The organism is Sphingosinicella soli, assembly GCF_014199685.1.
GTDB lineage: Bacteria > Pseudomonadota > Alphaproteobacteria > Sphingomonadales > Sphingomonadaceae > Sphingosinicella > Sphingosinicella soli.
Window position 1 is genome coordinate 38,879 of the sequence record NZ_JACHNZ010000020.1, and the last position, 24,582, is coordinate 63,460.

Annotated in this window: 21 protein-coding genes; 14 read left to right on the top strand and 7 right to left on the bottom strand. The window is 67.8% G+C overall.

All coding sequences use genetic code 11. The features are described 5' to 3' along the window. Positions 1-3: 3 nt before the first annotated feature. The gene (locus GGQ98_RS09825; RefSeq protein ID WP_184068739.1) at positions 4-801 is read left to right on the top strand and encodes a universal stress protein; all 798 of its coding nucleotides are present in this window, start codon (positions 4-6) and stop codon (positions 799-801) included. On the opposite strand, the gene GGQ98_RS09830 is transcribed toward GGQ98_RS09825, so the two are convergent. The 3 genes from GGQ98_RS09830 to mutS form a co-directional block, all read right to left on the bottom strand. Continuing rightward, positions 749-1,033: a hypothetical protein gene (locus GGQ98_RS09830; RefSeq protein ID WP_341534182.1), complete on the bottom strand. Its 285-nt coding sequence runs from the start codon at positions 1,031-1,033 to the stop codon at positions 749-751. The two genes, GGQ98_RS09825 and GGQ98_RS09830, sit on opposite strands and share 53 nt — an antisense overlap. A gap of 315 nt (positions 1,034-1,348) precedes the next feature. Continuing rightward, positions 1,349-4,078, bottom strand: a complete 2,730-nt coding sequence (locus tag GGQ98_RS09835; protein WP_184068841.1) for a [protein-PII] uridylyltransferase — start codon at positions 4,076-4,078, stop codon at positions 1,349-1,351. Between the two features lie 2 nt (positions 4,079-4,080). After that, positions 4,081-6,675 (bottom strand): DNA mismatch repair protein MutS, encoded by a 2,595-nt coding sequence (mutS, locus tag GGQ98_RS09840; protein WP_184068742.1) that lies wholly within the window; start codon positions 6,673-6,675, stop codon positions 4,081-4,083. A gap of 104 nt (positions 6,676-6,779) precedes the next feature. Here mutS and GGQ98_RS09845 point away from each other — a divergent pair, with 104 nt between their 5' ends. Together GGQ98_RS09845 and GGQ98_RS09850 are read left to right on the top strand one after the other, a co-directional pair. Further along, a complete protein-coding gene (locus GGQ98_RS09845; protein ID WP_184068745.1) occupies positions 6,780-9,041 on the top strand; it encodes an NADP-dependent malic enzyme in 2,262 nt (753 codons plus the stop codon). 50 nt (positions 9,042-9,091) lie between these two features. Then, positions 9,092-9,859 (top strand): alpha/beta hydrolase, encoded by a 768-nt coding sequence (locus GGQ98_RS09850; RefSeq protein ID WP_184068748.1) that lies wholly within the window; start codon positions 9,092-9,094, stop codon positions 9,857-9,859. Positions 9,860-9,876: 17 nt separating this feature from the next. On the opposite strand, the gene GGQ98_RS09855 is transcribed toward GGQ98_RS09850, so the two are convergent. After that, positions 9,877-10,329 (bottom strand): cupin domain-containing protein, encoded by a 453-nt coding sequence (locus GGQ98_RS09855; RefSeq protein ID WP_184068750.1) that lies wholly within the window; start codon positions 10,327-10,329, stop codon positions 9,877-9,879. 41 nt (positions 10,330-10,370) lie between these two features. Between GGQ98_RS09855 and dapE the strand changes: the two genes are divergently transcribed. Further along, positions 10,371-11,507 carry a succinyl-diaminopimelate desuccinylase gene (dapE, locus tag GGQ98_RS09860; RefSeq protein WP_184068753.1) on the top strand — a complete coding sequence of 379 codons (1,137 nt, stop codon included), beginning with the start codon at positions 10,371-10,373 and terminating at the stop codon, positions 11,505-11,507. 112 nt (positions 11,508-11,619) lie between these two features. On the opposite strand, the gene ppc is transcribed toward dapE, so the two are convergent. Together ppc and GGQ98_RS09870 are read right to left on the bottom strand one after the other, a co-directional pair. After that, positions 11,620-14,319, bottom strand: a complete 2,700-nt coding sequence (ppc, locus tag GGQ98_RS09865) for a phosphoenolpyruvate carboxylase (protein WP_184068755.1) — start codon at positions 14,317-14,319, stop codon at positions 11,620-11,622. 46 nt (positions 14,320-14,365) lie between these two features. After that, the gene (locus tag GGQ98_RS09870; protein ID WP_184068758.1) at positions 14,366-14,944 is read right to left on the bottom strand and encodes an HNH endonuclease; all 579 of its coding nucleotides are present in this window, start codon (positions 14,942-14,944) and stop codon (positions 14,366-14,368) included. 168 nt (positions 14,945-15,112) lie between these two features. On the opposite strand from GGQ98_RS09870, the gene gluQRS reads away from it, so the two are divergent. The 10 genes from gluQRS to GGQ98_RS09920 all read left to right on the top strand — a co-directional run bounded on the left by gluQRS (position 15,113) and on the right by GGQ98_RS09920 (position 22,594). Further along, positions 15,113-15,958, top strand: coding sequence for a tRNA glutamyl-Q(34) synthetase GluQRS (gene gluQRS / locus GGQ98_RS09875; RefSeq protein WP_184068762.1), 846 nt, complete (start codon positions 15,113-15,115; stop codon positions 15,956-15,958). 56 nt (positions 15,959-16,014) lie between these two features. After that, positions 16,015-16,971, top strand: a complete 957-nt coding sequence (locus tag GGQ98_RS09880) for a DUF481 domain-containing protein (protein WP_184068765.1) — start codon at positions 16,015-16,017, stop codon at positions 16,969-16,971. A gap of 55 nt (positions 16,972-17,026) precedes the next feature. Beyond that, a complete protein-coding gene (locus GGQ98_RS09885) occupies positions 17,027-17,230 on the top strand; it encodes a twin transmembrane helix small protein (RefSeq protein ID WP_184068768.1) in 204 nt (67 codons plus the stop codon). Between the two features lie 4 nt (positions 17,231-17,234). Continuing rightward, on the top strand, positions 17,235-17,789 hold the full coding sequence (locus GGQ98_RS09890) for a cob(I)yrinic acid a,c-diamide adenosyltransferase (protein WP_184068771.1): 555 nt from the start codon (positions 17,235-17,237) through the stop codon (positions 17,787-17,789). Between the two features lie 36 nt (positions 17,790-17,825). Further along, the gene (egtB, locus tag GGQ98_RS09895) at positions 17,826-19,034 is read left to right on the top strand and encodes an ergothioneine biosynthesis protein EgtB (RefSeq protein ID WP_184068774.1); all 1,209 of its coding nucleotides are present in this window, start codon (positions 17,826-17,828) and stop codon (positions 19,032-19,034) included. Then, entirely contained in the window at positions 19,031-19,993 is a 963-nt protein-coding gene (egtD, locus tag GGQ98_RS09900) for an L-histidine N(alpha)-methyltransferase (protein ID WP_184068777.1), read from the top strand. The genes egtB and egtD overlap by 4 nt, the downstream gene beginning before the upstream one ends. A gap of 128 nt (positions 19,994-20,121) precedes the next feature. Next, positions 20,122-20,328 (top strand): hypothetical protein, encoded by a 207-nt coding sequence (locus GGQ98_RS09905; RefSeq protein ID WP_184068780.1) that lies wholly within the window; start codon positions 20,122-20,124, stop codon positions 20,326-20,328. An 82-nt stretch (positions 20,329-20,410) separates the two neighbouring features. Beyond that, positions 20,411-20,683 carry a hypothetical protein gene (locus GGQ98_RS09910; RefSeq protein ID WP_184068783.1) on the top strand — a complete coding sequence of 91 codons (273 nt, stop codon included), beginning with the start codon at positions 20,411-20,413 and terminating at the stop codon, positions 20,681-20,683. A 16-nt stretch (positions 20,684-20,699) separates the two neighbouring features. Next, the gene (locus tag GGQ98_RS09915) at positions 20,700-21,890 is read left to right on the top strand and encodes a YcaO-like family protein (protein ID WP_184068786.1); all 1,191 of its coding nucleotides are present in this window, start codon (positions 20,700-20,702) and stop codon (positions 21,888-21,890) included. After that, positions 21,881-22,594, top strand: coding sequence for a TfuA-like protein (locus GGQ98_RS09920; RefSeq protein ID WP_184068789.1), 714 nt, complete (start codon positions 21,881-21,883; stop codon positions 22,592-22,594). Before GGQ98_RS09915 ends, GGQ98_RS09920 begins: the two co-directional genes overlap by 10 nt. On the opposite strand, the gene GGQ98_RS09925 is transcribed toward GGQ98_RS09920, so the two are convergent. After that, positions 22,566-24,530: an AfsR/SARP family transcriptional regulator gene (locus GGQ98_RS09925; RefSeq protein ID WP_184068792.1), complete on the bottom strand. Its 1,965-nt coding sequence runs from the start codon at positions 24,528-24,530 to the stop codon at positions 22,566-22,568. The genes GGQ98_RS09920 and GGQ98_RS09925 overlap by 29 nt on opposite strands. Positions 24,531-24,582 lie beyond the last annotated feature (52 nt).

Here is a 24,582-nt window from a genome sequence, read left to right on the forward strand (position 1 = left end):
AAGATGAAATCGATACTCGTCCATATCCATGACGATGCCGGGCAGGCCGCACGGCTTCAGGCCGCACTCGATGTCGCGCGCTTTTACAGCGGGCACCTCACCTGCCTCCAGGCGATGCCGTTCGCGGCCTATGCGGGCGAGCCCTTCACCGGCGCGATGATCGCCTACGAGGCTTATGCCGAAACGATGGAGGCGACGCGCACGCGCATCGAGGCGCAGTTGCAGAACGAAGGCGTGTCCTGGGACTGGATCGATTCGCGCGGCAGCGGATCGGCGGCGGTGATGATGCACAGCCCGCTGACCGACCTGATCGTGCTGAGCCCCCCGGGCAAGCTGACCGATCCCGATGCCGCGCTGCCGATCGTCGGCGAGATCGCCACGAAGGTGCGTGCGCCCGTGCTCGTGGTTCGCGACGACCGGATCGGTTTCGATCCGTCCGCCACCGCGCTCATCGCCTGGAACGGCTCGCCCGAAGCCGCGCAGGCCGTGCGCAACGCCATGAGCATGCTCACCGCCGCAAAAAGTGCCCACATCGCCTGCATCGAGGAGGATTCGGCGTCGCACATCCCTGCGCGCGAGGCGGCCTCCTACCTTTCCCGCCACGGGATCAAGGCCGAAGTCCACGCCCGCGCGAAGAGCGGCAGCGTGGCGGACACGCTCGGCAGCATCGCCGCCGAGGTCCGCGCGGGCTATATGGTGATGGGCGCCTATGGCCGCTCGCGCTTTGCCGAGTTCATTCTCGGCGGCGTCACCCGCTCGCTGCTGACGGAGGCTCCGCTGCCTCTGGTGCTGTCGCACTGACCTTCCGGATCAGGTAGCGGTAGACGCCGACCACGTTGATGATGAAGAGCACGGCGTTCTGCGTGGAGAGCGCCGGCTCCTCGTCGATGAGCCCGGCGGTGATCCATGCCGCGCTCGACAGCAGGAACAGCACGAACCCCCATCCCGTGACCCGGCGGCCCAGATCGGCGGCGACGGCGAGCGCCGCCACCATGCCGCTGATCGACGCGGACCATTTCACGATTTCCAGCACGGCGCGCTCCTTTTCCCTCTGCGTTCAAGCCCCGCGCAGCCGATAGGTTCCGGTCCCCGCCGCACGGACATCTGTGATGTTTCGGCAACAGGAACGGCGATGCGCGGCAACAATATTGCGGGATCCGACACAATCGGTTGCAGGATCGCGCGCTTCGTCTCAAGTTAGGTCTTTACGCGAGCGGACGCTGTCGGCAGATTTCACTCGCGCGTTCGGCTGCGTTGCCGCGTTTGCAGCCGTGACGAGGATATTCGGAGACACTCCACGCTGACCCGGGGAGTTGGACCCGTGCCTCAAAGGGGCGCGGGTCCTTTTTCAGGCTGCGGTTCTTGCTTCGGTTTCGCCCGAGGCCACCGCCAGCAGCTTGCGCGTGATGGTTCTCAGGCGCTGCGCGTTCTCGATCTTGTCGCCGGTGAGATCGGTGACGTAGAAAACGTCAACCGCGCGCTCGCCGTAGGTGGCGATGTGCGCCGAACTGATCGACAGGCGCGAATCGAACAGGATGCGGGTGAGCCCGTACAGAAGCGCCGGCCGATCGAGCGCATGCACCTCCACAACCGTATACCGGTTCGACGCCTTGTTATCGACAAGGACGTTGGGCTCCACCTTGAAGACGTCCGCGCGGTGCCGGGAGAGCGGCCGCGCGGCCAGCCGCTCGGCGAGCTTCAACTGTCCCGAGGCCGCTTCGATGATCGTCGCCTTCAGCCGGTCGAGCGCGTGCGCTTCCTCCAGCGCGCGTCCCGAAGGCGTCTGAACGACGAGGTTGTCGACCGCCATGCCGTCGCGCGTCGTATGGATGCGCGCATCGACGATGTTCGCGCCGCACAGCGTGATGCCGCCCGCGATCCGGTAAAAAAGGCCCGGATGATCGGGCGCATAGACCGATACCTGCGTGGCGCCGAGGGCGTCGTCGCAGGTCATCGCGACCGAAATTTCGTCTTTCGCATCCGCGATCTGCCGCGCGTTCGCGATCAGCGATCCTGCGGGCTCCGCCACCCAGTAGCTGTCGAAGAAACGCTTCGTATGCGCATTGAAGACCCGGTCGCTCCACCCCAGCGCAGCCTTCAGCTCGTCCTTCTTCGCGGCGATGCGTTCGACGCGCCCGCGCTGCTGGTGGCCGAGACGCAGCATTTCTTCAGCGGCGAGATAAAGGTCGCGCAGAAGCTGCGCCTTCCACTCCGTCCACCGGCCGGGCCCGACCGCGCGAATATCGACGACGGTGAGGATCATCAGCAGCCGCAGGCGCTCGACATCCTGGACGACCCCGACATAATCCTGAATCGTCTTGAAGTCCGAAAGATCGCGCCGCGTCGCGGTTTCGGACATCAGCAGGTGATAGCGCACCAGCCACGAGACGGTTTCGGTTTCGGCGGGCGTGAGGCCGAGACGCGGGCAGAGCGCCAGCGCGACATCGGCGCCCAGAACGCTGTGATCGCCGCCGCGCCCCTTGGCGATATCGTGCAGCAGCACCGCCACGTAGATGACACGGCGCGAGGTGATCTGGTGGATGATGACGGCGCTCGTCGGGTGCTCCGCCGTCAGCTCTCCGTTCTCGATCCGGGCGAGCAGGCCGATGGCGCGGATCGTGTGCTCGTCCACCGTATAGTGGTGGTACATGTCGTATTGCATGCGCGCGACGACGCGGCCGAAATCGGGAACGAAGCGGCCGAAGACCCCCGCCTCGTTCATCCAGCGCAGCACCGTGTCGGGCGCGCGGCGGCTGGTCAGCACATCCATGAACAGCGCGTTGGCGCGCGGATCGCGGCGTATCCGCGCGTCGATCAGCTTCGTGTCGCGGCCCGCCTGCCGCATCGCCTGCGGATGAATTTCAAGCGCATGCTTCTCGGCGAGCGCGAACATCTCGATGAGGCGGACCGGATCCTTCGCGAAAAAATCGTCGGTCGGCACGCAGATGCGGCCGCGCTGCACGGTGAAGCCGTTCAGCGTGCGCGGCGCGCGGCGCATGCTCGGCAGACGGATGCGGCTTTCCGCATACGTCTCTTCGAGGTGCGAGAGGAACAGGCCCGTGAGATCGCCGACCTGCCGCGCGATCAGGAAATAATGGCGCATGAAGCGCTCGACCGCCGACATGCCCGCGCGGTCCTGATAGTGCAGCCGCGCCGCAAGCTCGCGCTGCATGTCGAAGGTCAGGCGTTCCTCGCCGCGCTTCGCGATGTCGTGCAGGTTGATGCGCACCGCCCACAGGAAGTTCTCGGCCTTGTTGAACTGGCGGTATTCGCGCGGGGTCAGCAGCCCCTTGTCGACGAGATCGGCCGCGCGCTCCACGCGGAACACATATTTGCCGATCCAGAACAAGGTGTGGAGGTCGCGAAGCCCGCCTTTGCCCTCCTTGATGTTGGGCTCGACGACGTAGCGGCTGTCGCCCATGCGCGTATGCCGCGCGTCGCGTTCGGCGAGTTTCGCCTGCGTGAAATCGCGTTCGGTGCCGGACACGACCTCCTTCAGGAACCGCGCATTCGCCTCGTCGTAAAGCGCCTCGTCGCCCCACACGTAGCGCGCTTCCAGCATGGCGGTGCGGATCGTCACGTCCTCGCGCGACAGGCGCACGACATCGGCGATCGAGCGCGTGGCGTGGCCGACCTTCAGCCCCAGATCCCACAGCGTGTAGAGCATCGTCTCGACCACCTGCTCGATCCAGCCGGTGGATTTCTGCGGGGTGAGGAACAGGATGTCGACGTCCGAGAACGGCGCCATCTCGGCGCGGCCGTAGCCGCCGACCGCGCAGACGGCGATGCGTTCGGCGGCGCTGGGGTTGCTGGCGGGATACAGGCGCTGCGCGGCGAAATCGAAAACGAGGCGCACGAGCTGGTCGGTGAGGAACGCCTGGCCGTTCGCAAGCTCCAGCCCCTTGTAGGGCGCGGCTTCCAGCCGCCGTTTGAGTTCGGCCCGCCCGCCCGCAAGCGCGACGCGAAGCACATCGACCGCAGCGGCGCGGTCAGCGGGAACCGCGGCCAGAGCCTCGGAAACCTCGCGGCGGTCGATGATGGCGCGGCGCTCGGTGACGCGGTGGAAACGGTCGATCATGCTCATGATATCGTCTCTCCGCCCGCATCTGCCAAGCGCTTGAGATCATAGAGCGTATCGAGCGCGGCGCGCGGGCTCATCTCGTCGGGCCGGAGCGCGGCGAGCGCATCGCGCAGCGCGTCGCGCGCCGGGGTCGCCGGCGCCGCCGCACTGAACAGCGGCAGATCGCCGAGGCCCGCCGCGATGCCGCCGGTTTTCGCCTTGCCCTGCTCCAGCCGCGTCAGCACTTCGGATGCGCGGTGCGTGACCGCCGCCGGAAGCCCCGCGAGGCGCGCGACGGCAAGGCCGTAGCTGCGGTCCGCCGCGCCCGCGATCACCTCGTGCAGGAACACCAGATCGCCCTTCCATTCGCGCACCTTCACGGTCGCGAGATGGACCGCGGAGAGGCGTCCGGCGAGCGCGGTCAGTTCGTGATAGTGCGTCGCGAACAGGCAGCGGCTGGCGAGGCTGTCATGCACCGCCTCCACCACCGCCCACGCGATGGCGAGCCCGTCGTAGGTGGAGGTGCCGCGCCCGACCTCGTCGAGGATGACGAGCGAGCGCGGCGTCGCCTGGCGCAGGATCGCGGCCGTCTCGACCATCTCCACCATGAAGGTCGATCGGCCTTCGGCCAGATTGTCCGACGCGCCGACGCGGCTGAACAAGCGGTCGACGACGCCGATGTGCGCCGATGCGGCAGGCACGAAGCTGCCCGTCTGCGCAAGCACCGCGAGCAGCGCATTCTGGCGCAGGAAGGTCGATTTACCCGCCATGTTGGGCCCGGTCAGCAGCCACAGACGCCGCTCCGGCCCGAGATCGCAATCGTTGGAGACGAAGGCTTCCCGCTTCGCGCCGAGCGCCGCTTCGACGACCGGATGGCGGCCGCCGCGAATGTCGAACGCGGTGCCCGCGTCCACGGCAGGCCGCACCCAGCCGCCGCGCGCGGCAAGCTCCGCGAGCGCCGCGGCGACATCGATGCGGGCGAGCGCCCCGGCCGTGTCTCCGGCGGCGTCGGCCTCTTCGAGCACGGTTTCGCGAAGCGCCGCGAAGTGCGCGGTTTCCGCAGCGAGCGCCTTCGTCGAGGCTTCCGCGATGCGCGCGGCGAGATCGGCGAGATCGACGCTGTTGAAGCGCACGACCCCCGCGAGCGTCTGCCGGTGCGTGAAGCCGCTGTCCGCCGCCATCAGCGGGTCGGCATGGCGCGCCGCAACCTCGACGTGATAGCCGAGCACGTTGTTGTGGCGGATCTTGAGCGCGGCGATCCCCGTCGCCTCGCGGTAGCGCGCTTCGAGCGCCGCGATATGGCGGCGCCCGTCCTGCGCGAGGCCGCGCAGTTCATCGAGCGCGGGGTCGAAGCCCTCCGCGATGAAGCCGCCGTCGGAAACCGAAAAGCCCGGCTCCGCAACGAGCGCGGCGGCAAGACCCTCCACGAGCGCGCCGTGCGGCCCGATGCGGCCGAGACACTCGGCGAGCATGGCCGGGACGCCGAGCCGGCTTTCGGAAAGCAGGCGCTTAAGATCGAGCGCGCCCGAGAGCGCATCGCGCAGCAGGCCGAGATCGCGCGGGCTGCCGCGCCCGGCGGAGAGCCGGCCGAGCGCGCGCTCGATATCCGCGATGCGCTTCAACGCGGCGCGGACGCGCTCGCGTATCGTGGGCGCGCCGACGAACCAGCCGAGCAGATCGAGGCGGTGCGCGATGGCGTCCGGATCGGTGAGCGGCGCAGCGAGATCGGCGGCGAGCCGACGCGCGCCCGCGCCGGTGACGGTGAGGTCGATGCAGTCGAGCAGCGAGCCCTTGCGGCTGCCCGCCTGGGTTTCGGCAAGCTCCAGGCTGGCGCGCGTCGCCGCGTCGATCAGCATGGCGCTTTCGGGCAGGTGCCGCGCGGGCGGGCGCAGGCGGACGGCGGCGTCTTTCTGTGTCGCTTCAACAAACGCGATGAGCGCGCCCGCCGCCGCGAGTTCGGCGCGCGTGAAGGCGCCGAAGCCTTCAAGCGTGCCGACCTCGAACCGGCGGCAAAGCCCGCGTTCGCCCGCCGTGCTGTCGAAATCGCCGCGCGGGCGCATGGCGACGAGATGCCCCGGCGGCGGCTCGCGCCCTTCCGCCACGAGCAGCTCCGCCGGGCGCAGCCGCGCCAGCTCCGCGCCGACAAGCGCCGCGTCCACGGGCGCGGTCATGAATTCGCCCGAGGAGAGATCGCACCACGCGAGCCCCATGCGCCCCTCGGCCTCGCCGAGCGCCGCGAGCCGGTTGGCGCTGCGCGCATCGAGCAGGGTTTCCTCGGTGAGCGTGCCGGGCGTGACGACGCGGACGACCGCGCGGCGCACCACCGATTTGCCGCCGCGCTTCCTGGCTTCGGCGGGATCTTCCACCTGCTCCGCGATGGCGACGCGGAAGCCCTTTGAAATGAGCCGCGCGAGATAGGTTTCATGGCTGTGCGCGGGAACGCCGCACATCGGGATGTCCTCGCCCATGTACTGGCCGCGTTTCGTCAGCGCGATATCGAGCGCTGCGGTCGCCGCGACAGCATCCTGAAAGAACATTTCGTAGAAATCGCCCATACGGAAGAACAGCAGGCTGTCTGCGGCCTCCGCCTTCAGCGCGAGGTACTGCTCTATCATCGGCGAGGGCGAATCCGCTTTTGCGGATTTCGCGGATTGAGGGCTGGCGTCGGCGCACATGCGGACGCTAATAGCGGTCTGAGGCGCGTTGGTGGAGAAAACATTTGTCAAAAGGCAGTTCGATCAAGTTCAGCGATCAGGAAGCCCTGCAGTTCCATTCGCAGGGGCGCCCCGGCAAGATTGAAATCATCTCGTCGAAGCCGATGGCCACGCAGCGCGACCTCAGCCTCGCCTACTCGCCCGGCGTCGCAGTGCCGGTGCAGGCGATCGCCGCCGATCCCGTGCTCGCCTACGATTACACCGCCAAGGGCAACCTCGTCGCCGTCATCTCCAACGGCACCGCGATCCTCGGTCTCGGCAACCTCGGCGCGCTCGCCTCCAAGCCGGTGATGGAAGGCAAGGCCGTGCTCTTCAAGCGCTTCGCCGACGTCGACGCGATCGACATCGAGCTGGACAGCGAAGACGTCGACCGGCTGGTGAGCGCCATATCGCTGATGGAGCCGAGCTTCGGCGGCATCAACCTTGAAGACATCGCCTCGCCGGACTGCTTCATCATCGAAAGTCGTCTGCGCGAAATCATGAACATCCCGGTGTTCCACGACGACCAGCACGGCACCGCGATCATCGCGTCCGCCGGTCTCATCAACGCGCTTCGGATCACCGGCAAATCGATCAAGGACGTGAAGATGGTGGTGAACGGCGCGGGCGCCGCCGCCATCGCCTGCGCCGAGCTGATCATCGCCATGGGGATGCCGCGCACGAACGTGCGCATGTGCGACCGCGAGGGCGTGATCCACAAGGACCGCCACGACCTCAACCAGTGGAAATCCGCCTACGCGATCGAGACCGAAGAGCGCACGCTGCTCGATGCCATGAAGGGCGCCGACGTGTTCCTCGGCCTGTCCGCCGCCGGCGCGGTGACGCCCGAGATGGTGAAGGCGATGGCGCCCAATCCCATCATCTTCGCGATGGCCAATCCCGTTCCCGAAATCCTGCCCGAGGAGGCGCACGCCGTGCGCTCCGACGCGATCATCGCGACGGGCCGATCGGACTATCCCAACCAGGTCAACAACGTCCTCGGCTTCCCGTACATCTTCCGCGGCGCGCTCGACGTGCGCGCGACGACGATCAACGAGGAGATGAAGATCGCCGCCGCAGAGGCGCTCGCCGATCTCGCGCGCGAGACCGTGCCCGACGAGGTCGCCGTCGCCTACGGCAAGCAGCCCGTGTTCGGCCCCGAATACATCATCCCGGCGCCCTTCGATCCGCGCCTGATCGAGGCGATTCCGCTCGCCGTGGCGCGCGCGGCGATGCGCACGGGCGTGGCGCAGCGCCCGATCATCGACGAAGACGCCTACCGCTCCGAGCTGCGCGCCCGCCTGAACCCGACGACCGCCGTGCTTTCGAACAGCTACGATGCCGCGAAGGCGAACCCCAAGCGCATCGTCTTCGCCGAGGGCGAGGAAGAAACCGTGCTGCGCGCCGCGATCACCATCAAGAACGCGGGCTACGGCATCCCCGTTCTCGTCGGCCGCGACGACCGCGTGAAGGACGGGCTGCGCAAGCTCGGCATCGAGGACGCCGCCAGCTTCGAGATCCACAACAGCCGCATCAGCCCGCTCGTGCCCGGCATGGCCGAGCATCTCTACCGCCGGCTGCAGCGCAAGGGCGTGCTCTACCGCGACGCGCAGCGCATGGTGAACCAGGACCGCAACATCTTCGGCGCGCTGCTCGTCGCGCTCGGCCACGGCGACGTGCTCGTCACCGGCGTCACGCGCCATTTCAGCCAGACGATGAGCCAGGTGGAGCAGGTGATCGATCCGGCGCCGCGCCATATCCCCTTCGGCATCCATCTCGTCGTGGGCCGGTCGGACAGTTTCCTGATCGCCGACACGACCGTGAACGAACGCCCGACCGCCGAACAGCTCGCCGATATCGCCGAGCAGACCGCGAACGTCGCGCGCCGCATGGGCAAGACCCCGCGCGTCGCTTTCCTGTCCTATTCGAATTTCGGCAATCCGCCGGGCGAAATCACCACCGTGCTGCGCGACGCGGTGGCGGTGCTCGACGATCGCCGCGTCGGCTTCGAATATGAAGGCGAGATGTCGGCCGACGTCGCGCTCAACCGCGACATGGCGAAGCTCTATCCGTTCAGCCGCCTCACCGGCCCCGCGAACGTGCTCATCATGCCCGGGCTGCATTCGGCGAACATTTCGGCAAAGCTGCTGAAGGAACTGGGCGGCGGGCGCGTGTTCGGGCCGCTGCTGATGGGCATGTCGAAGCCGGTGCAGATCGTTCCGATGACGTCGACGACGAGCGACCTCGTGACGATGGCGGTGCTCGCCGCGAGCGGCGTCGTCGACTGAATACCGATTGATTTTGACACGGCCGGGGGAGGCTTTAGTCTGAAACCATGATGAAGCCACCGCTTCTGTTCATTCACGGCATGTGGTCCACGCCGCACGTCTGGGATTGGTTCGCCGATCGCTACCGCGCGGCCGGTCACGCGGTCCATGTGCCCGCGCTGCCCTATCACGATGTCGATCCCGACGCGCCGCCCTCGCCGATCCTCGCGAGCATCGGCGTTCAGGATTATGTCGATGCTGTAGCCGCCACGGTGCGCACGCTGCCCGAAAGCCCGGTGATCGTCGGCCATTCGATGGGCGGCATGCTCGCCCAGAAGGTCGCCGAAGCCACCGGCGCGCGCGGTCTCGCCTTGCTGTCGCCCGCGCCGACGGCGACGGCGCAGAGCCTGTCGATCGCCCCGCTGCGCACGGTGTTCGGCATCACGGTGAAGCGCCAGTGGTGGAAGCAGCCGACCAAAATCGATGCCGAGCGCGCCCGCTGGGGCATCTTCAACGAAGTGCCCGCCGACATCGCCAATGCGGAAATCGCCAAGCTCGTTTGGGATTCCGGGCGCGTGCTGTTCCAGATTTCCATGCCGTGGGCGGACAAGACGCGCGCGACGCGCGTGGATTACGACAGGCTTTCGATGCCTGCGCTCGTGCTGGTCGGCGATCACGATCGCATCACGCCGATCGCGGTCGCCCGCGCGACGGCGCGCGCGCTCACCGGCCACACCGACTACCGCGAGATCCCCGGCGCGGGGCACTGGCTGTTCCACGATCCCGTCCGCGAAAAGGTCGCGGCCGAGATGGACGCCTTTCTCGGGCAGTTCGCGTAAGGCTACCCACGGATCGATCAGAACAGGCTGCCGTCCTTGCGCGTGAAGGGCCCGTCGTTCCGGGGCAAATGCAGGTCGATGTCGGGGTAGGTGCACGTATCGTCGGGAACATCGCTGCCCACGACAAGCAGCACCGCGTCCGCGTTCGAACGGTTCACGAAATGATGCGCGTCGCCGTCGTTCTTCGGGAACGCCGCGCAGTCGCCCGGTCGCATCAGCGTTTCGCCCGCGTTCGTCACCAGCACCGCCTCGCCGGAAATCACGATTGCGAATTCATCTTCCCTGCTGTGCCAGTGGCGCTGGCTCGACCACGCGCCCGGTTCCAGGCGGCAGAGGTTGGCGCCGAAATCCGTAAGCCCGCCGGGCGCGGCGAGCCGCCGGTAGTGACGCCCCGCGACGGCGGCGTTGTGGGGCGCCGGATAGCCGGTGCGGCAGACTTCGGGAATCGCATCGAGATCGAGTTTCGGCATGGTGCTTCCTTAAGGGCGCGACACGGGTATAAGCCCCTCTCATGTCCGCTGTCATCGATCCGCTAGCGCTCGCCCGCGCGCTCATCCACTGCCCCAGCATCACGCCGCGCGACGAAGGCGCGCAGGCCGTGCTCGCCGAAGCGCTGGAGGCGATCGGCTTCAGGGTCTGGCGTCACATGTGGGGCGAAGCGCCCGACGGCCCGGTGCACAATCTGTTCGCGCGGATCGGCACGGAAGGCCCGCATTTCGCCTTCGCCGGACATACGGACGTGGTTCCCGTGGGCAGCCGCGAGGGCTGGTCGGTCGAGCCGTTCGCCGCCGAGGTGCGGAATGGCCAGCTCGTCGGGCGCGGCGCGGCGGACATGAAGGGCGCGATCGCGGCGTTCGTCGCGGCGGCGGCCGAAAACCTTCCCGCGCGCGGCTCGCTCAGCGTCGTCATCACCGGCGACGAGGAAGGCCCCGCCACGTTCGGCACGAAGCCGCTGCTCGACTGGATGGAGGCGACCGGCAACGTCCCCGACCACTGCCTCGTCGGCGAGCCCACCAGCCGGCAGCGCCTCGGCGACATGGTCAAGATCGGGCGGCGCGGTTCGGTGAACGTGTGGATTCGTGTCCAGGGCGCGCAGGGCCACGTCGCCTATCCGCACATGGCCGACAACCCCGTGCGCCATCTCGTCAACATCCTCCACGCGCTGCAGGCGCGCGAACTGGATACGGGCAATGCGTGGTTCGATCCGTCGAACCTTGAAATCACCGACATGACCGTGGGCAACCCGGCGACCAACGTGATCCCGGCGACGGCGGAAGCCCGGATCAACATCCGGTTCAACGACGAACACACCGGCGCGGGCCTGGTGCAGTGGATCGAGGCGGTCGCAGCGCGCGAAACGGCGGGTGCGAACGTCGAGGCGAAAATCTCGGGCGAGGCGTTCCTCACCGCGCCGGGCGATTTCAGCGCGCTGCTGGCAAACGCGATCCGCACCGAAACCGGCATCGAGACCGAATTCTCGACAAGCGGCGGCACATCCGACGCGCGCTTCATCCGGCGCCTGTGCCCGGTCGTGGAATTCGGCCTGCCGGGGCTATCGATGCACAAGGTGGACGAGCATATCGCCGTGGACGACCTCCACGCGCTCACCCGCATCTACGGGCGCATTTTGCGGGATTATTTCGCGTAAGTCGTAAAGCCCCTCCTCTTCAGGGGAGGGGTTGGGGTGGGGCAGTTTCACTGCTCCACGCCGGGCTTGAGGATACGCCCCATCGGCCCCTCCCGCGAAGGAGGGATTGCGCCTACCCGCTGTTCCGCAGCCCCGCCGCAATGCCGTTGATCGTAAGGTGGATGCCTTCGCGCACGCGCGCATCCGTCTCGCCGCGCCGGTAGCGGCGGATGAGTTCCACCTGCAGCGCGTTCAGCGGCTCGATATAGGGCAGACGCATGCGGATGCGGCGCGCGAGCACGGGATCGTCGCCGAGCACGTCGGTCTTTCCGGTGATCTCCAGCAGCGAATCGTGCGTGCGCTTCCAGCCCGCGCTGATCGTGCCGAACACCTCGGCGCGCAGCGCCTCGTCCTCCACCAGCTCGCTGTAGAGCGCGGCGATCGCGATATCGGATTTCGCGAGCACCATCGCCATGTTCGAAAGCGTCGCGGCGAAAAACGGCCACTGCGCGTTCATCGCCCGCAGCAGCCCCTTGTCGCTGAACCCGATCAGCGCCGCGCCGACGCCGAACCAGCCCGGCAGCATCACGCGCGCCTGCGACCAGCTGAACACCCAGGGGATCGCGCGCAGATCCTCGATCCGGTCGGATTTCGTGCGCGACGACGGGCGCGAACCGATCTTCAGTTCCGCGATTTCGCCCACCGGCGTCGCGGCGCGGAAATAGGTGTTGAAGCCCGGCGTTTCATACACGAGGCCGCGATAGGCGGCGCGCGCCGAACCGCTCAGCATCTCCATCGCGGCGCGGAAACGCGCGAGGTCGGCGGGGTCGGTCTCCGGCGGCGCCAGCGTCGCGAGCAATGTCGCTGACGTCATCGTTTCCAGGCTGAGCGCGGCAAGCGCGGGCGTGCCGTATTTGGAGGCGATCACCTCGCCCTGCTCGGTGATGCGGATGCGCGCGCCCACTGTGCCCGGCGGCTGCGCGCGGATGCCCGCAAACGCCGATCCGCCGCCGCGCCCGACCGTACCGCCGCGCCCGTGGAACAGCTGCAGCCGGATGCCCGCGTCCGCGAACACGTCGGCAAGCGCGCGCGAGGCTTCGAACAGCGCCCAGCTAGACGTCAGATAGCCGCCGTCCTTGTTGCTGTCCGAATAGCCGATCATCACTTCCTGCACGCCGCCGCGCGCGTCGGCGAGCGCGCGCGACTCGGGCATCGCCAGAAAGGCGCGCATCACGGCGGGCGCGGCTTCCAGATCCTCGATCGTTTCGAAGAGCGGCGACACCATGACGTCACACGCGGGCACGTCTCCGGGGCGGTAGAGGCCGACCTCCTTCAAAAGCAGGTACACTTCGAACAGGTCGGCAACGCAGGTCGAATGCGAGATGACATAGTTGCGAACGGCGGCCGGGCCGTAGCGCGCGTGCGCCTCGGCGGCGGCGCGCAGGATCGCGAGTTCGCTTTGCGTGACCTCCGAATAGTCGGCGAACGGGCTGCCGAGCAGCCGCCGGTGCGCGAGTTCGCGGCGCAGCAGTTCCGTCCGTTCATCCGGCCCGAGCGCTTCGTAGTCGGGGCAAACGCCCGCCTCGCGCAGCAGCTCCGCGACGACCGCGCGGTGGACGCCGCTGTTCTGCCGCATGTCGAGCGACGCGAGGTGGAAACCAAAGATGCCCACCGCGCGGATCAGATCGTCGAGACGGTTGCCCACCAGCCGCTCGCCGCCGTGCGCGACGAGGCTTGCGCGCACCACCTCCAGATCGGCAACCAGCGCACCGGGCCCCGGATAGCTTTCCGCGATCAGTGCCGAGGCGCGCGGCGGGCGGGTGCCGGTCCGCTCCGCGTGGGTTTCGGCGAGCCGGGCGTAGATGCCCGAAAGCGCGCGGCGATAGGGTTCGTCCTGCCGGTGCGGCGACTCGTCGCCGCTGTCGTCGGCGAGCGCGGCAAGCTCCGGGGTGATGCGGGCGATCGACGCGCTGATCGAAAGCTCGGCGCCGAGCCGGTGCACTTCGCCGAGATAATATTGCAGCGCCGCCCGCGCCTGCCCGGCGAGCGCGGTCCGCAGCGTTTCGGCGGTGACGAAGGGATTGCCGTCGCGGTCGCCGCCGATCCAGCTTCCCGGTTTCAGGAAGCTGCCGACGTCGGCGCCGAGCAGCGTCTCGGCGCGGCGATGCAGGGCCGGGAGCACGGGCAGCAGATTGTCGCGCATCACGGAGAGCGCGTTCGCGATCTCGTCGACGACGAGCAGGCGCACCGCGCGCAGCGGGCGCGTTTGCCAGAGCAGCGCGATCTGGCGGTAAAGTTCGGAATCGATCGCCTGCCTGTCCGCCGCTGCCGCGCGCCGCGCGACAAGCTCGGCGATCGCGCTTTCGCGGTCGATCACGCTCTTGCGCCGCACTTCGGTCGGGTGCGCGGTGAGCACGGGGGAGATGAGCGCGCCCGCGAGCGTCGCGGCGACCTCGCCCGGCGCGACGCCGTGGCGTGCGAGTTCGTCAAGCGCGCCTTCGAGGCGTTCCGGCCGCTTTTCCGCGCCCTCGGGCACGAGTCCCGTCTGCCGGTCCTCGGCGATGTTGGCGAGCAGCGAGAAGTTCAGGAAGCCGCGAATGAAGCGCACGGCGTCGTCGAGGCTGAGCCCGGCGAGCAGCCGCGCAAGCTCCGCGCGCCGTTCCGGCCCGTCGTCGCGGTGGACCGCGACGGAGGCCTGCCGCAGCGCCTCGATCGTGTCGAACGCGGCCTTGCCGTCGAAATCGCGGATGACGTCACCGAGCAGGCGGCCGAGGTGGCGCACCTCGTCCCGGTCGGAAAGCATGGCGGGCTGGCGAAGGGGAACAGGGCTCATGCGGCAAGGCTATTCCCGCCGATGCTGCACCGCAACAGCAGAACGTCTAGGCTTCCAGTTCGGTGTCCCAATAGAGGTAATCGCGCCACGTTTCATGCAGGTGGTGCGGCGGAAACGCGCGGCCGTTCACCTGAAGCTCGTGCGCGGTCGGCTGGCGCGGGGCAGAGCGCAGCGCCATGTGCGCCTCCGCCGGCGTGCGCCCGCCCTTGCGCAGATTGCACGGCGCGCAGGCCGTGATGACGTTCGCCCATGTCGTGCGCCCCCCGTAAGCGCGCGGCACGACGTGATCGAACGTAAGATCGCCGCGCGCGCCGCAATACTGGCACGAGAAGCGATCGCGCAGGAACAGGTTGAAGCGCGTGAACGCCGGGTGCGACGAGGGCTTCACATAATCCCGCAGCGCAATGACCGAAGGCAGCCGCATCGCGAAGCGCGGGCTGTGCACCACGCGATCGTATTCGGCGACGACGGAAACACGGTCGAGAAACGCCGCCTTGATCGCCGTCTGCCAAGACCACAGGCTGAGCGGATAATAAGACAGCGGCGTATAATCGGCGTTCAGCACCAGCGCCGGACAGCTTTCCGGCGACACCGCGCGCGCTTCGAGAAGTTCGGTCGTGTACATGCACCAGCCCGCAATCCTGCGGACCGCCGGGATGCTAGCCTACCCTGTCGCACGCAAGGCGGCCGCACCGGCCGTCCGCAACTCTACTCTTCGTACCCTACAGCGTATTGTGTGTCGCCGCTATGACACCACTTGATCTGGGTTGAGGTCAATGCGCTTTGTGCAGATGTGCCAAGATTTTCGGGAGAGCCGGTCATCACGGTCGTCACGCGTTTCGCGCCGAGCCCCACCGGGCGGCTGCATCTGGGCCATGCCTTTTCGGCGCTGACCGCGTTCCGCCTTGCCGAGGCGCGCCGGGGGCGTTTTCTGCTGCGGATCGAGGATATCGACACGGCGCGCTGCCGCGCCGAATATATCGACGGCATCTACGAAGATCTCGCCTGGCTCGGCCTTGCGTGGGAAACGCCGGTGCGCCGCCAGTCCGCGCATAGGGACGACTACGCCCAGGCGCTCGCGCGGCTGCAGGCGGCCGATCTCGTCTACCCCTGTTTCTGCACGCGCACCGACATCGCCGCAGCCGCCGCCGCGCCGCACGGCGCGCAGCCGCTATACCCCGGCACCTGCCGCGCGCTGGACGCGGCAACGCGCGCGCGCCGCATGGCCGAGCCGCACGCGTGGCGCATCGACATCGCCCGCGCCGCCGCAATCACCGGGCCGCTTTCGTGGCACGACACCGCGCGCGGCGACATCGCGGCAGCGCTCGAGGCCGAAGGCGACGTCGTGCTCGCGCGCAAGGACGCCGGCACCAGCTATCACCTCTCCGTCACCCTCGACGACGCCCTGCAGGGTGTCACCGATATCGTCCGCGGCGAGGATCTGTTTTCGGCGACGCACATCCACCGGCTGCTGCAGGCGCTGCTCGGCCTGCCGACGCCGCGTTATCACCACCACGCGCTGCTCACGGGCCCGGACGGCAAGCGCCTCGCCAAACGCGACCGCGCCGAGACACTCGCCGAACTTCGCGCACGGGGCGTCTCCGCAGACGCCATAAAGCATCAACTCGGTTTTGCCTGACGCGGCGACTTTTGCTAGGCGGGCCGCGCCGGGGGGCGAAACGAGGAGATCGACACGTGTTGCGTATCGCGCTCGGCGCCCCTTTTTTCATGATGTCCGCCGCGCTTGCGCAGGTGCCGCCCGAAGCTCCGCCCCAAACCCCCACCGAACGCCCCGCCGAAGGCGTGCTGCCCGCCGCCGTCAGCGACATGATCCGCGCCGCCGAGCCCGGCCAGCTCGATACGATCGCGGCGCTCGCGCGGCGCACACAGCCGCAGGCGATGGCGGAGATCGATGCGCTGGTTTCGGAAATCCGCGCCGCGCAGGAGGCCGAGAAGCAGCGCAGGCAGCTGCTCGCCACGCAGGGCTTCACCAACGGCTGGGAAGGCGAGGCGGCGGTCGGCGCGACCTTCACCACGGGCAACACCGATCAGCGCGGCGCTTCGGGCAAGATCGATCTCGTGAAGCAGGGGCTGACCTGGCGGCACCGCCTGTTCGCCGAAGCCGATTTTCAGGAATCGGACGGAGAGCGCACGCGCGAGCGCTACAGCGCATCCTATCAGGCGGACCAGCGGTTCAGCCCGCGTTTCTACACCTTCGGCTTCGTCGGCTGGGAAAGCGACCGGTTCGCGGGCTTCAACCGCCGCTTCACCGAATCGGCCGGTTTCGGCTGGATCGCGGCGGAAAAGCCGCGCCTTCGGCTGGTCTTCGAAGGCGGTCCGGCGCTTCGCCAGACGCGCTTCGTCTTCGACGATATGGAACCCGACGCCGACCGAAGCCGGAACGAACTGAGCATGCGCGGCAAAACCACGCTGCGCTGGACGGTGATCGGCGATCTGGTTTTCACCGAGGATGCGGGCTTCGTCGTGGGCAACGGTAACGACACGCTGTTCGCGAACAGCGCGCTCACCACCAAGCTGATCGGCAATCTTTCGACGCGGCTGTCGTTCGACGTGAAGCACGAAACCGATCCGCCCGACGACAAGGTGAAGACCGATACCGTCACGCGCGCCAGCCTCGTCTACAAATTCTAGGCGCCGTTATGCCGACAGGTGACAAGCGCGCCGAAACCCCTATGACTCTGGCCCCATGACCGGACTCGTCATCGCTCTCATCGTCATCGGCGCGCTTGCGACCGCCGCCGTGCTCGTGCGCGGCATCATCGTGATGGCGCGCGGCAAGGATATCACCGGCCGGCAATCGAACCGGCTGATGAGTTATCGCGTGCTGCTGCAGGGGCTCACCGTTCTGCTTGTCATCGTCCTTATCCTGATGACCCGCAACGGAGGCTGACGTCATGGTGAAACTCAACAAGATCTACACGCGCACCGGAGACGACGGCACGACCGGGCTTGTCGACGGCAGCCGCCGCGCCAAGCACGATGCGCGCGTCACCGCGTACGGCACGGCGGACGAGGCCAACAGCGCGATCGGCGTCGCCCGGCTTCACGCTTCGGGCGAAGCGGACGCGATGCTCGCGCGCATCCAGAACGACCTTTTCGATCTGGGCGCGGACCTCGCGACGCCGGGCGAAATCACGGGCGCACTGCGCATAACACAGCCGCAGGTCGATCGGCTGGAACGCGAGATCGACGCGATGAACGCCGATCTCCAGCCGCTCACCAGTTTCATCCTGCCGGGCGGATCGGCGCTCGCCGCCTGTCTTCATGTCGCGCGCACCGTCGTTCGCCGTGCCGAGCGCATCGCCGTGGAAGCGAACGAAACCGATGCGATCGGCGATCTGCCGATCAAATATTTGAACCGATTGTCCGATCATTTGTTTGTCTTGGCACGTCACTGCAACGACGAGGGCCGGGCCGACGTGCTCTGGGTTCCGGGCGCCAACCGGTGAACCTGAACGCGGCCTTTGCCCAAACGGGAAGGTCGCATGGTTTTAAGAACGGTTTCTCGGCACGCTGAACTCCGCGACCTGCTGCAGAATACGCGGCAGCGCAGCCTCGCTCTTGCAGCGCCGCTTTCCGACGCCGACGCCAGCGTGCAGTCGATGCCCGACGCAAGCCCCGCGAAATGGCACCTTGCGCACACGACGTGGTTTTTCGAAACCTTCGTGCTAACGCCGCATGTCGCGGGCTATGCCGTTTTCGATCCGGCGTACGGGTATCTGTTCAACAGCTACTACGAAGCCGCAGGCCCGCGCCTTCGCCGCGACCGGCGCGGGATGCTGACGCGGCCTTCGCTTGCCGAAATCCTCGCGTGGCGCGCGCATGTCGATGCCGCGCTCGATGCCGCGATCGACGACCTTCCCGAAGCCGCGCGCACGCTTGCAACACTCGGCTGCCATCACGAGCAGCAGCATCAGGAATTGCTGCTGACGGATATATTGCACTTGTTTTCCGAAAACCCCCTCGCCCCCGCCTTTGCCCCGGACGCGCCCTTTCCGCCTGCCGCCCGGGATGCCGCGCATGATTGGGCCGCGCACCCCGGCGGCATCGTTTCCATCGGCCACGGCGGAGACGGCTTCGCCTTCGACTGCGAAACCCCGCGTCACGACGTGCTTCTGCAACCCTTCGCGCTCGGATCGCGGCTGGTGACGAATGCCGAATGGACCGCGTTCATCGACGACGGCGGCTATCGCACCCCGTCGCTCTGGCTTTCGGACGGCTGGGCGTGGGTGCAGCGCGAAGCGGTTTCCGCGCCGCTTTACCGGGAGCGCGGAGACACGGGCTGGTCCGCGATGACGCTTGCCGGGCGGCAACCCGTCGATCCCGCAGCGCCCGCAACCCACGTCAGCTATTTCGAAGCCGATGCCTTCGCGCGCTGGGCGGGCGCACGCCTGCCGCGCGAGGCGGAATGGGAAGCGATGGCCGAAAGCCCCGCACTTTCGCAGATGTTCGGCGTGTGCTGGCAATGGACGGAAACCGCATACGCGGCCTATCCGCGCTTCCGCCCGGCGGCGGGCGCGGTGGGCGAATATAACGGCAAGTTCATGTGCGGGCAGTTCGTGCTGCGGGGCTCTTCATGCGCGACGCCGCCGGGCCATTCCCGCAGCAGCTATCGCAATTTCTTCTATCCCCACCAGCGCTGGCAGTTCACCGGCGTGCGGCTGGCCAAAGATATGGGAACGGATGCGTCATGACGTCATCGACCGAAACGCTGCTCAAAGACGATTTCGCGGACGCCGTGATCGAGGGGCTTTCCCAGCGGCGCAAGGTGATCCCGGCGCGCTATTTTTATGATCGGAAGGGCTCCGAACTTTTCGAGGCGATCACCGCGCTTCCCGAATATTATCCGACGCGAACCGAAACCGCGCTGCTCGATGCCCACGCACCGGAAATCGGGCGGATCGCGGGGCCCGGCAAGGTCGTTGTCGAATTCGGCTCCGGCTCCTCCATGAAAACGCCGGTCTTCGTGGAGGCCGTCCGCGCCGCCGCTTATGTGCCGATCGATATTTCGGCGGATTTTCTGCGCGATGCGGCGGCCGGGCTTTCGCGCGCGCTGCCGGATCTCGATATCCTGCCCGTCGCGGCGGACTTCACAAAGCCGATCGCACTGCCGCGCAGCGTGGAAGGGCGGTCGATGATCGGCTTTTTCCCGGGTTCGACCATCGGCAATCTTTCGCATGCCGCCGCCGTCGACCTGCTGCGCGCGTTCCGCATCACGCTCGGCGCGGATCCCTGGCTCGCCATCGGCATCGATCTGCGCAAGAATCCGCGCCTGATCGAAGCGGCGTACGACGATGCGGCGGGCGTGACGGCGGCGTTCAATCTGAACCTGCTCGCGCGCGTCAATCGCGAACTCGGCGGCGACATTCCGCTCGACGCCTTTGAACATCACGCCGTGTGGAACGACGATCTCGGGCGCATCGAAATGCACCTCGCCGCCACGCGCGACGTGCGCTTTCACGCTGCCGGAGAGACATTTTTCCTCCGTGACGGCGAAACGATCCACACCGAAAACAGTCACAAGTACATGATCGAGGAAACGCGCCTGCTCGCCCGCGCCGCCGGCTGGCAACCGATCCGCTACTGGACCGACGCGCGCGATCTCTTCAGCCTGCACCTGTGGCGCGGCGGCGGCGGCGCGATGGAGCCGTGAGACGCGATTTGACGGTGATCTGACGGAGCGTTCGCGGGGCGGCTGACGCGGCGGGCCTAGAAGGACATGTGTCGGCGGTGGTGGTCGCAGCCGCTGCCGGCACGGAATTTCCTTTGAAAGCCGCCCCCATGCCCTCCGATTTCAAACGCATTCTGCTCGCCGCCGCGCTTGCCGCCGCCGCCTTCAACGTCACCGCGCCCGCCGGGCGCGCCGCCGACACGCCGGGCGACCATGCGCTGGAGCAGCCGATCGAAACCGAACACCGGCCGCGCCGGATCCGGATCGAACGCTGCGGCGCAGGCGAGATACAGTTCGGCAACCTTCTTGAAATATAACGCTGCGCGTCTTTAGCGCTGGCGCTTACCCGCCGCCGGACGTAGGCAAAGGGCCTGATTCCAGCAGGCAGGAGGCAGAACCATGAGCGTACCCCCGACGATTACACGCGTTCAACTGGGCGGCTCGAGCGAGCCGACCTTCATCATCAAGGACGGTGAGACGTATTACGTCACCCAGTCGGTCGCCACTTACAATCCCGCCGAGGCGACGACCGATCAGGAGAAATCCGACATCAAGAGCCTGATCGGCATCTTCGAGGCCGCGAAGAAGGCAGGCGGCTCGGTCGAGGCGGTGAAACTGCCCAAGGCGAACAACGTGATGTCGTTCCAGCAGACCTGGTTCGGCAAGAAATAACCCGGGCGACCGGACGGTGAATCGCGGCGACGCTGCCGAAACCCGGCGGCGCGCCCGTCATCGCGACTGCGTGCCGCCGCCGCCCTGGTTGACGCTGGTGCCGCCGTCGGATCGCTGGCGCCGCACCGACGCCGACGCGCTGCTTTCGCGGCTTGAGCCGACGCTGTGCTGGGCGGGGGTCACGCGCGTCAGCGAGGTGACGCATCTCGACCGGGTCGGGCTGCCGGTGTTCCAGGCGGTGCGGCCGATGAGCCGCTCGCTCGCGGTGCATCAGGGAAAGGGCCGGTGCGAGGCGGACGCGCGCATTTCCGCCGTCATGGAAGCGATCGAAGGCGCCTGCGCGGAATCGGTGCAGGCGGACGGGCCCCGGTGCCGCTTCGATGCGCTTGTGCAGGACGCGCGCCTGCCGCGTTTCCTCGATTACGGCGAGGTGCGGCCGAGCCAGACGCAGTGGCGCGACGCGCCGATCCGCTGGCACGCGGCGGAGCGTTTCCCTCACGGCGGCCATGTCTTCGTTCCCTTCGACACGGTTTCGGTGGATTTCACCTTCGACGGCGACAGCCCCTTCGCGCGCTCGAGCCTCGGCCTCGGCGCGGGCGCCTGTCTGGAAGACGCGACCGTCGCCGCGCTGCTCGAACGGATCGAGCGCGATACGCAGGCCTACTGGCTGAAAAGCGGCATGGCCGGGCAGGCGCGGGCGCGGGTCGATCCGCATACGATCGATGCTCCGTGGTTTCCGGGGCTGGAAGCGGCCCTCGCGGATCTCGGCATCGCCATCGCCGTCTATGTCGTTGAAAGCGCCGGGCGGCTGCCCACCGTGATGTGCCGCCTTGATGATCCGGGGTATGCGCCATCGTTTCTCGGCGCCGCGTGCCGCCCCGATCCCGACGATGCGCTGTTCCGCGCCTTCGCCGAAGCGGCGCAATCGCGTCTCACGCTCATCAGCGGCACGCGCGACGATATCGCCCCCGACGAACCGACGCAGGCGGGGCACCGCGCGCTCGGCGCGCCGACCGGCACGGGCGCGGACTGGCGCCGCGTGCGCGATGCCTATTGCGCGCGCCCGTCGCTCGATGCGCTCTGCGCCCGTCTTGCGGACGACGGCGTGCACAACATGGCCCGCTGCGACCTCTCCCCGCCCGGCGGCGCCGTCAGCGTCGTGCGCCTGTGGGTGCCCGGCATGCTGGGATCAGAACAATGTCTCTAAGCGTATACATCGGCCCCACCCTCGCCCCCGAAAACCGCCCCGCCGCCGATAACATCGTCTACTTCCCCCCCGCCACCGCCGGAGACCTCCTCGCCCTCACCAGTCAGCCGCCCCACCGCGTCCTACTGATCGACGGCCTCTTCGAAGCGGCCCGCGCACCCTGGCACAAGGAAATCCTCGTCCTCCTCGCCAGGGGTTTCGACGTGTGGGGCGCCGCCAGCCTCGGCGCGCTGCGCGCCGCCGAGCTTCACACGCTCGGGATGCGCCCCAAGGGCGCCATCGCCCGCGCCTATGCCGCCGGGCGCATCATCGGCGACGATGAGGTGGCCGTAGCGCACGCCCCGGCAGCCCTGCGCCACCGGCCGCTTTCACTGGCGCAGGTCGATGTGCGCGCAACACTCGCCGCCGCCCTTCGCGCACGGTTGCTATTAGCCGAGGAAGCCCGGCAACTGCGCGCGGCGTCGCACGCGATCTTCTTCAAGGACCGCACGATGCCCGCGCTGCTCGCCGCCGCCGCGCGCCTGCTGCCGCAAGACCGCGCCGCGCATCTGGCCGCCTGGATGCCGACCGGCTTCGTGTCGCAAAAGGCCCGCGACGCCGCGCAGGCCATCAATGACGCGCGCACCGCGCCCTTCGTTCCGCGTTATCGCGACCCGCCCCCCGAAACGCTGTTTCTCACGCGGCTTCGGGATGAGCGTTTCTGAGAACAGGCGCCAGATAGGACGAGAACAGCGACCAGTGTTCCGGCTTCCGGAACGGCAGGTGATTGTGCAGCCAGGCCACGATATTGCCGTCCGTCATCGGGACGTCGGGCGACCAGATCGCCGCGATGCGCCGCCGCCACGCCGCCGCCATCGCCGGCCCAGCCACGTGGCCGACCGCGCAGCTTGCAAGCACGCCGTAGAGATCGGCGAACAGCGTCGGCTCGACGATCAGATCGAAATAGGCGACCGCCTCGTCGGGCCTGCGCTGCATCAGCTTCAGGAATCCGAGATCCTCGAAGAAATTGTCGTTGGGCAGCGGATCGAGATCGAGGCACCGCTGCAGATAGTCGCCGCCCTTGCCGTGCTCGCCCAGGAAGATGAGGCCGAACGCCGCTTCCTTGATGCGTTCGGAATGATAGGGGTTCAGCTCCACCGCGTTTTCGAAATGGGTACGCGCGGCATCCCACCCCCCGCGCCAGAGCTGGCACCAGCCCATCACCGTGTAGCCGTGGATATGGCCGCGATCGAGTGAGAGCGACGTCTTCGCGAGTTCGAATGCGCGCACGCGGTTCGCGGCGGGATCAACACCGGCCACCTTGTAGAAATAGTTGGTGTTGTAGAGCCGGATGAGATGGGGATAGGCGACCGCCAGTTCCGGCGCGTCCGCGATCACGCCTTCGAGCAGCGCCGCGGCTTCCTTCGCCTCCGCAAGCGTCGATGCCGTGCGGGCGCGGTGGCGCGCAAAAAGATAGCGGTCGTAAACCGCGCTCGGCTGCGCGCGCGGCACCGCATCACGCTCGACGCGCGGCGTCACCGCGCCGATGATGCGATCGACCATCGCGTCGATCGCTTGCTGAAGATCGCCGACTTCGATCGAGACTGGGTTCGACCACACGACCGAACGATCCGACAGCCGCGTGAGCACAGGCGTGACCCGCACATGCGCGCCCGATTGCCGGAGCGTCGCGGTGAGCGCGTAGGCGATGGTTCCCGCACCGAACATCGGCACTTCATCCGACGAGGGCATGCGGTCTTCGACAAGCACGCGCAGATCCTTGAAGCGCGACAGGCCGGAAAGCACCTCTTCGCGCACGCCCTCCGCCAGATGCAGAAGATCGCCCGCAAACCCGGTTTCGACGAACGGGCATACCAGCAGCAGCGGCGGGCCGTCGTGAGCGGGCAGCGCCGGTGCCGCCGGAATGACCGCCGCCGCCGACACCGCGACCGGCACACCGGCAACGCCCGCCAGCGTTTCGAGCGCGGCGGGCCCGGGCGCCGTGCCGAGCTCGGAGGCGAGATAATCGCGCAGTTTCTGGAAGCGGCGATGCGCGATCGGTGCCGCGCCGCGCATGGCGTCCGCCCGCATGGCGAGGACGGTCACCTCCTCGTCGCCCGGATCGCGCAGAAGATAATGATCGGCGATGCGGCGCGCCGATTCGGTATCGCCGGTTTCGACCGCGCGCGCGAGGCCCCGCCGGGCCGCATCGGCAAGCCGCGTATCGAAATCCGCGCGCGCGAGCGTGAGCCATTCGTCGTACTCGTCGCTGACGAACAATCCGCCGAGCAAGTGTTCGCGCCCCGCCGCCTCGGCCGCATTCGCGATATCCGCAGGCGACCCTGCGATGGCAGCCTCGATGGCCGCGATATCGCTCTGCCACCCTTCGCTGAGCCAAACGCTCTCCCGGTCGGACGAAAGAATGTCCACGCCGGTTGCCGCAGCGGCGCTGCGGACTTCGAGCAGACATTGCCGAAGGCTGCCGCGCGCCTGCGCTTCGCCGCGATCGCCCCAGAAGAGATCGGCAAGCCGCGTGCGCGGCGCGGCATATCCGCGCGACAGCGCTAGATACGCGACAAGCGCGCGCGCGCGCTTGGACCGCGGTGTGACATCGGCGTCGCCGACGCAGAATCGCACCTCTCCCAACAGCTGCAAACGCAAATGTGCGCCACCGCCGACTGGCGATGTCTCCCTGTTCACGACGGACCCCGAC

What these genes read in the sequence shown, in the direction of transcription:
- GGQ98_RS09825 (WP_184068739.1), top strand. Translation starts at nt 4, where the DNA reads ATGAAATCGATACTCGTCCATATCCATGACGATGCCGGGCAGGCCGCA.
- GGQ98_RS09835 (WP_184068841.1), bottom strand. Translation starts at nt 4,078, where the DNA reads ATGATCGACCGTTTCCACCGCGTCACCGAGCGCCGCGCCATCATCGAC.
- mutS (WP_184068742.1), bottom strand. Translation starts at nt 6,675, where the DNA reads ATGATAGAGCAGTACCTCGCGCTGAAGGCGGAGGCCGCAGACAGCCTG.
- GGQ98_RS09850 (WP_184068748.1), top strand. Translation starts at nt 9,092, where the DNA reads ATGAAGCCACCGCTTCTGTTCATTCACGGCATGTGGTCCACGCCGCAC.
- GGQ98_RS09855 (WP_184068750.1), bottom strand. Translation starts at nt 10,329, where the DNA reads ATGCCGAAACTCGATCTCGATGCGATTCCCGAAGTCTGCCGCACCGGC.
- dapE (WP_184068753.1), top strand. Translation starts at nt 10,371, where the DNA reads ATGTCCGCTGTCATCGATCCGCTAGCGCTCGCCCGCGCGCTCATCCAC.
- ppc (WP_184068755.1), bottom strand. Translation starts at nt 14,319, where the DNA reads ATGAGCCCTGTTCCCCTTCGCCAGCCCGCCATGCTTTCCGACCGGGAC.
- GGQ98_RS09870 (WP_184068758.1), bottom strand. Translation starts at nt 14,944, where the DNA reads ATGTACACGACCGAACTTCTCGAAGCGCGCGCGGTGTCGCCGGAAAGC.
- GGQ98_RS09885 (WP_184068768.1), top strand. Translation starts at nt 17,027, where the DNA reads ATGACCGGACTCGTCATCGCTCTCATCGTCATCGGCGCGCTTGCGACC.
- GGQ98_RS09890 (WP_184068771.1), top strand. Translation starts at nt 17,235, where the DNA reads ATGGTGAAACTCAACAAGATCTACACGCGCACCGGAGACGACGGCACG.
- egtB (WP_184068774.1), top strand. Translation starts at nt 17,826, where the DNA reads ATGGTTTTAAGAACGGTTTCTCGGCACGCTGAACTCCGCGACCTGCTG.
- egtD (WP_184068777.1), top strand. Translation starts at nt 19,031, where the DNA reads ATGACGTCATCGACCGAAACGCTGCTCAAAGACGATTTCGCGGACGCC.
- GGQ98_RS09905 (WP_184068780.1), top strand. Translation starts at nt 20,122, where the DNA reads ATGCCCTCCGATTTCAAACGCATTCTGCTCGCCGCCGCGCTTGCCGCC.
- GGQ98_RS09910 (WP_184068783.1), top strand. Translation starts at nt 20,411, where the DNA reads ATGAGCGTACCCCCGACGATTACACGCGTTCAACTGGGCGGCTCGAGC.
- GGQ98_RS09920 (WP_184068789.1), top strand. Translation starts at nt 21,881, where the DNA reads ATGTCTCTAAGCGTATACATCGGCCCCACCCTCGCCCCCGAAAACCGC.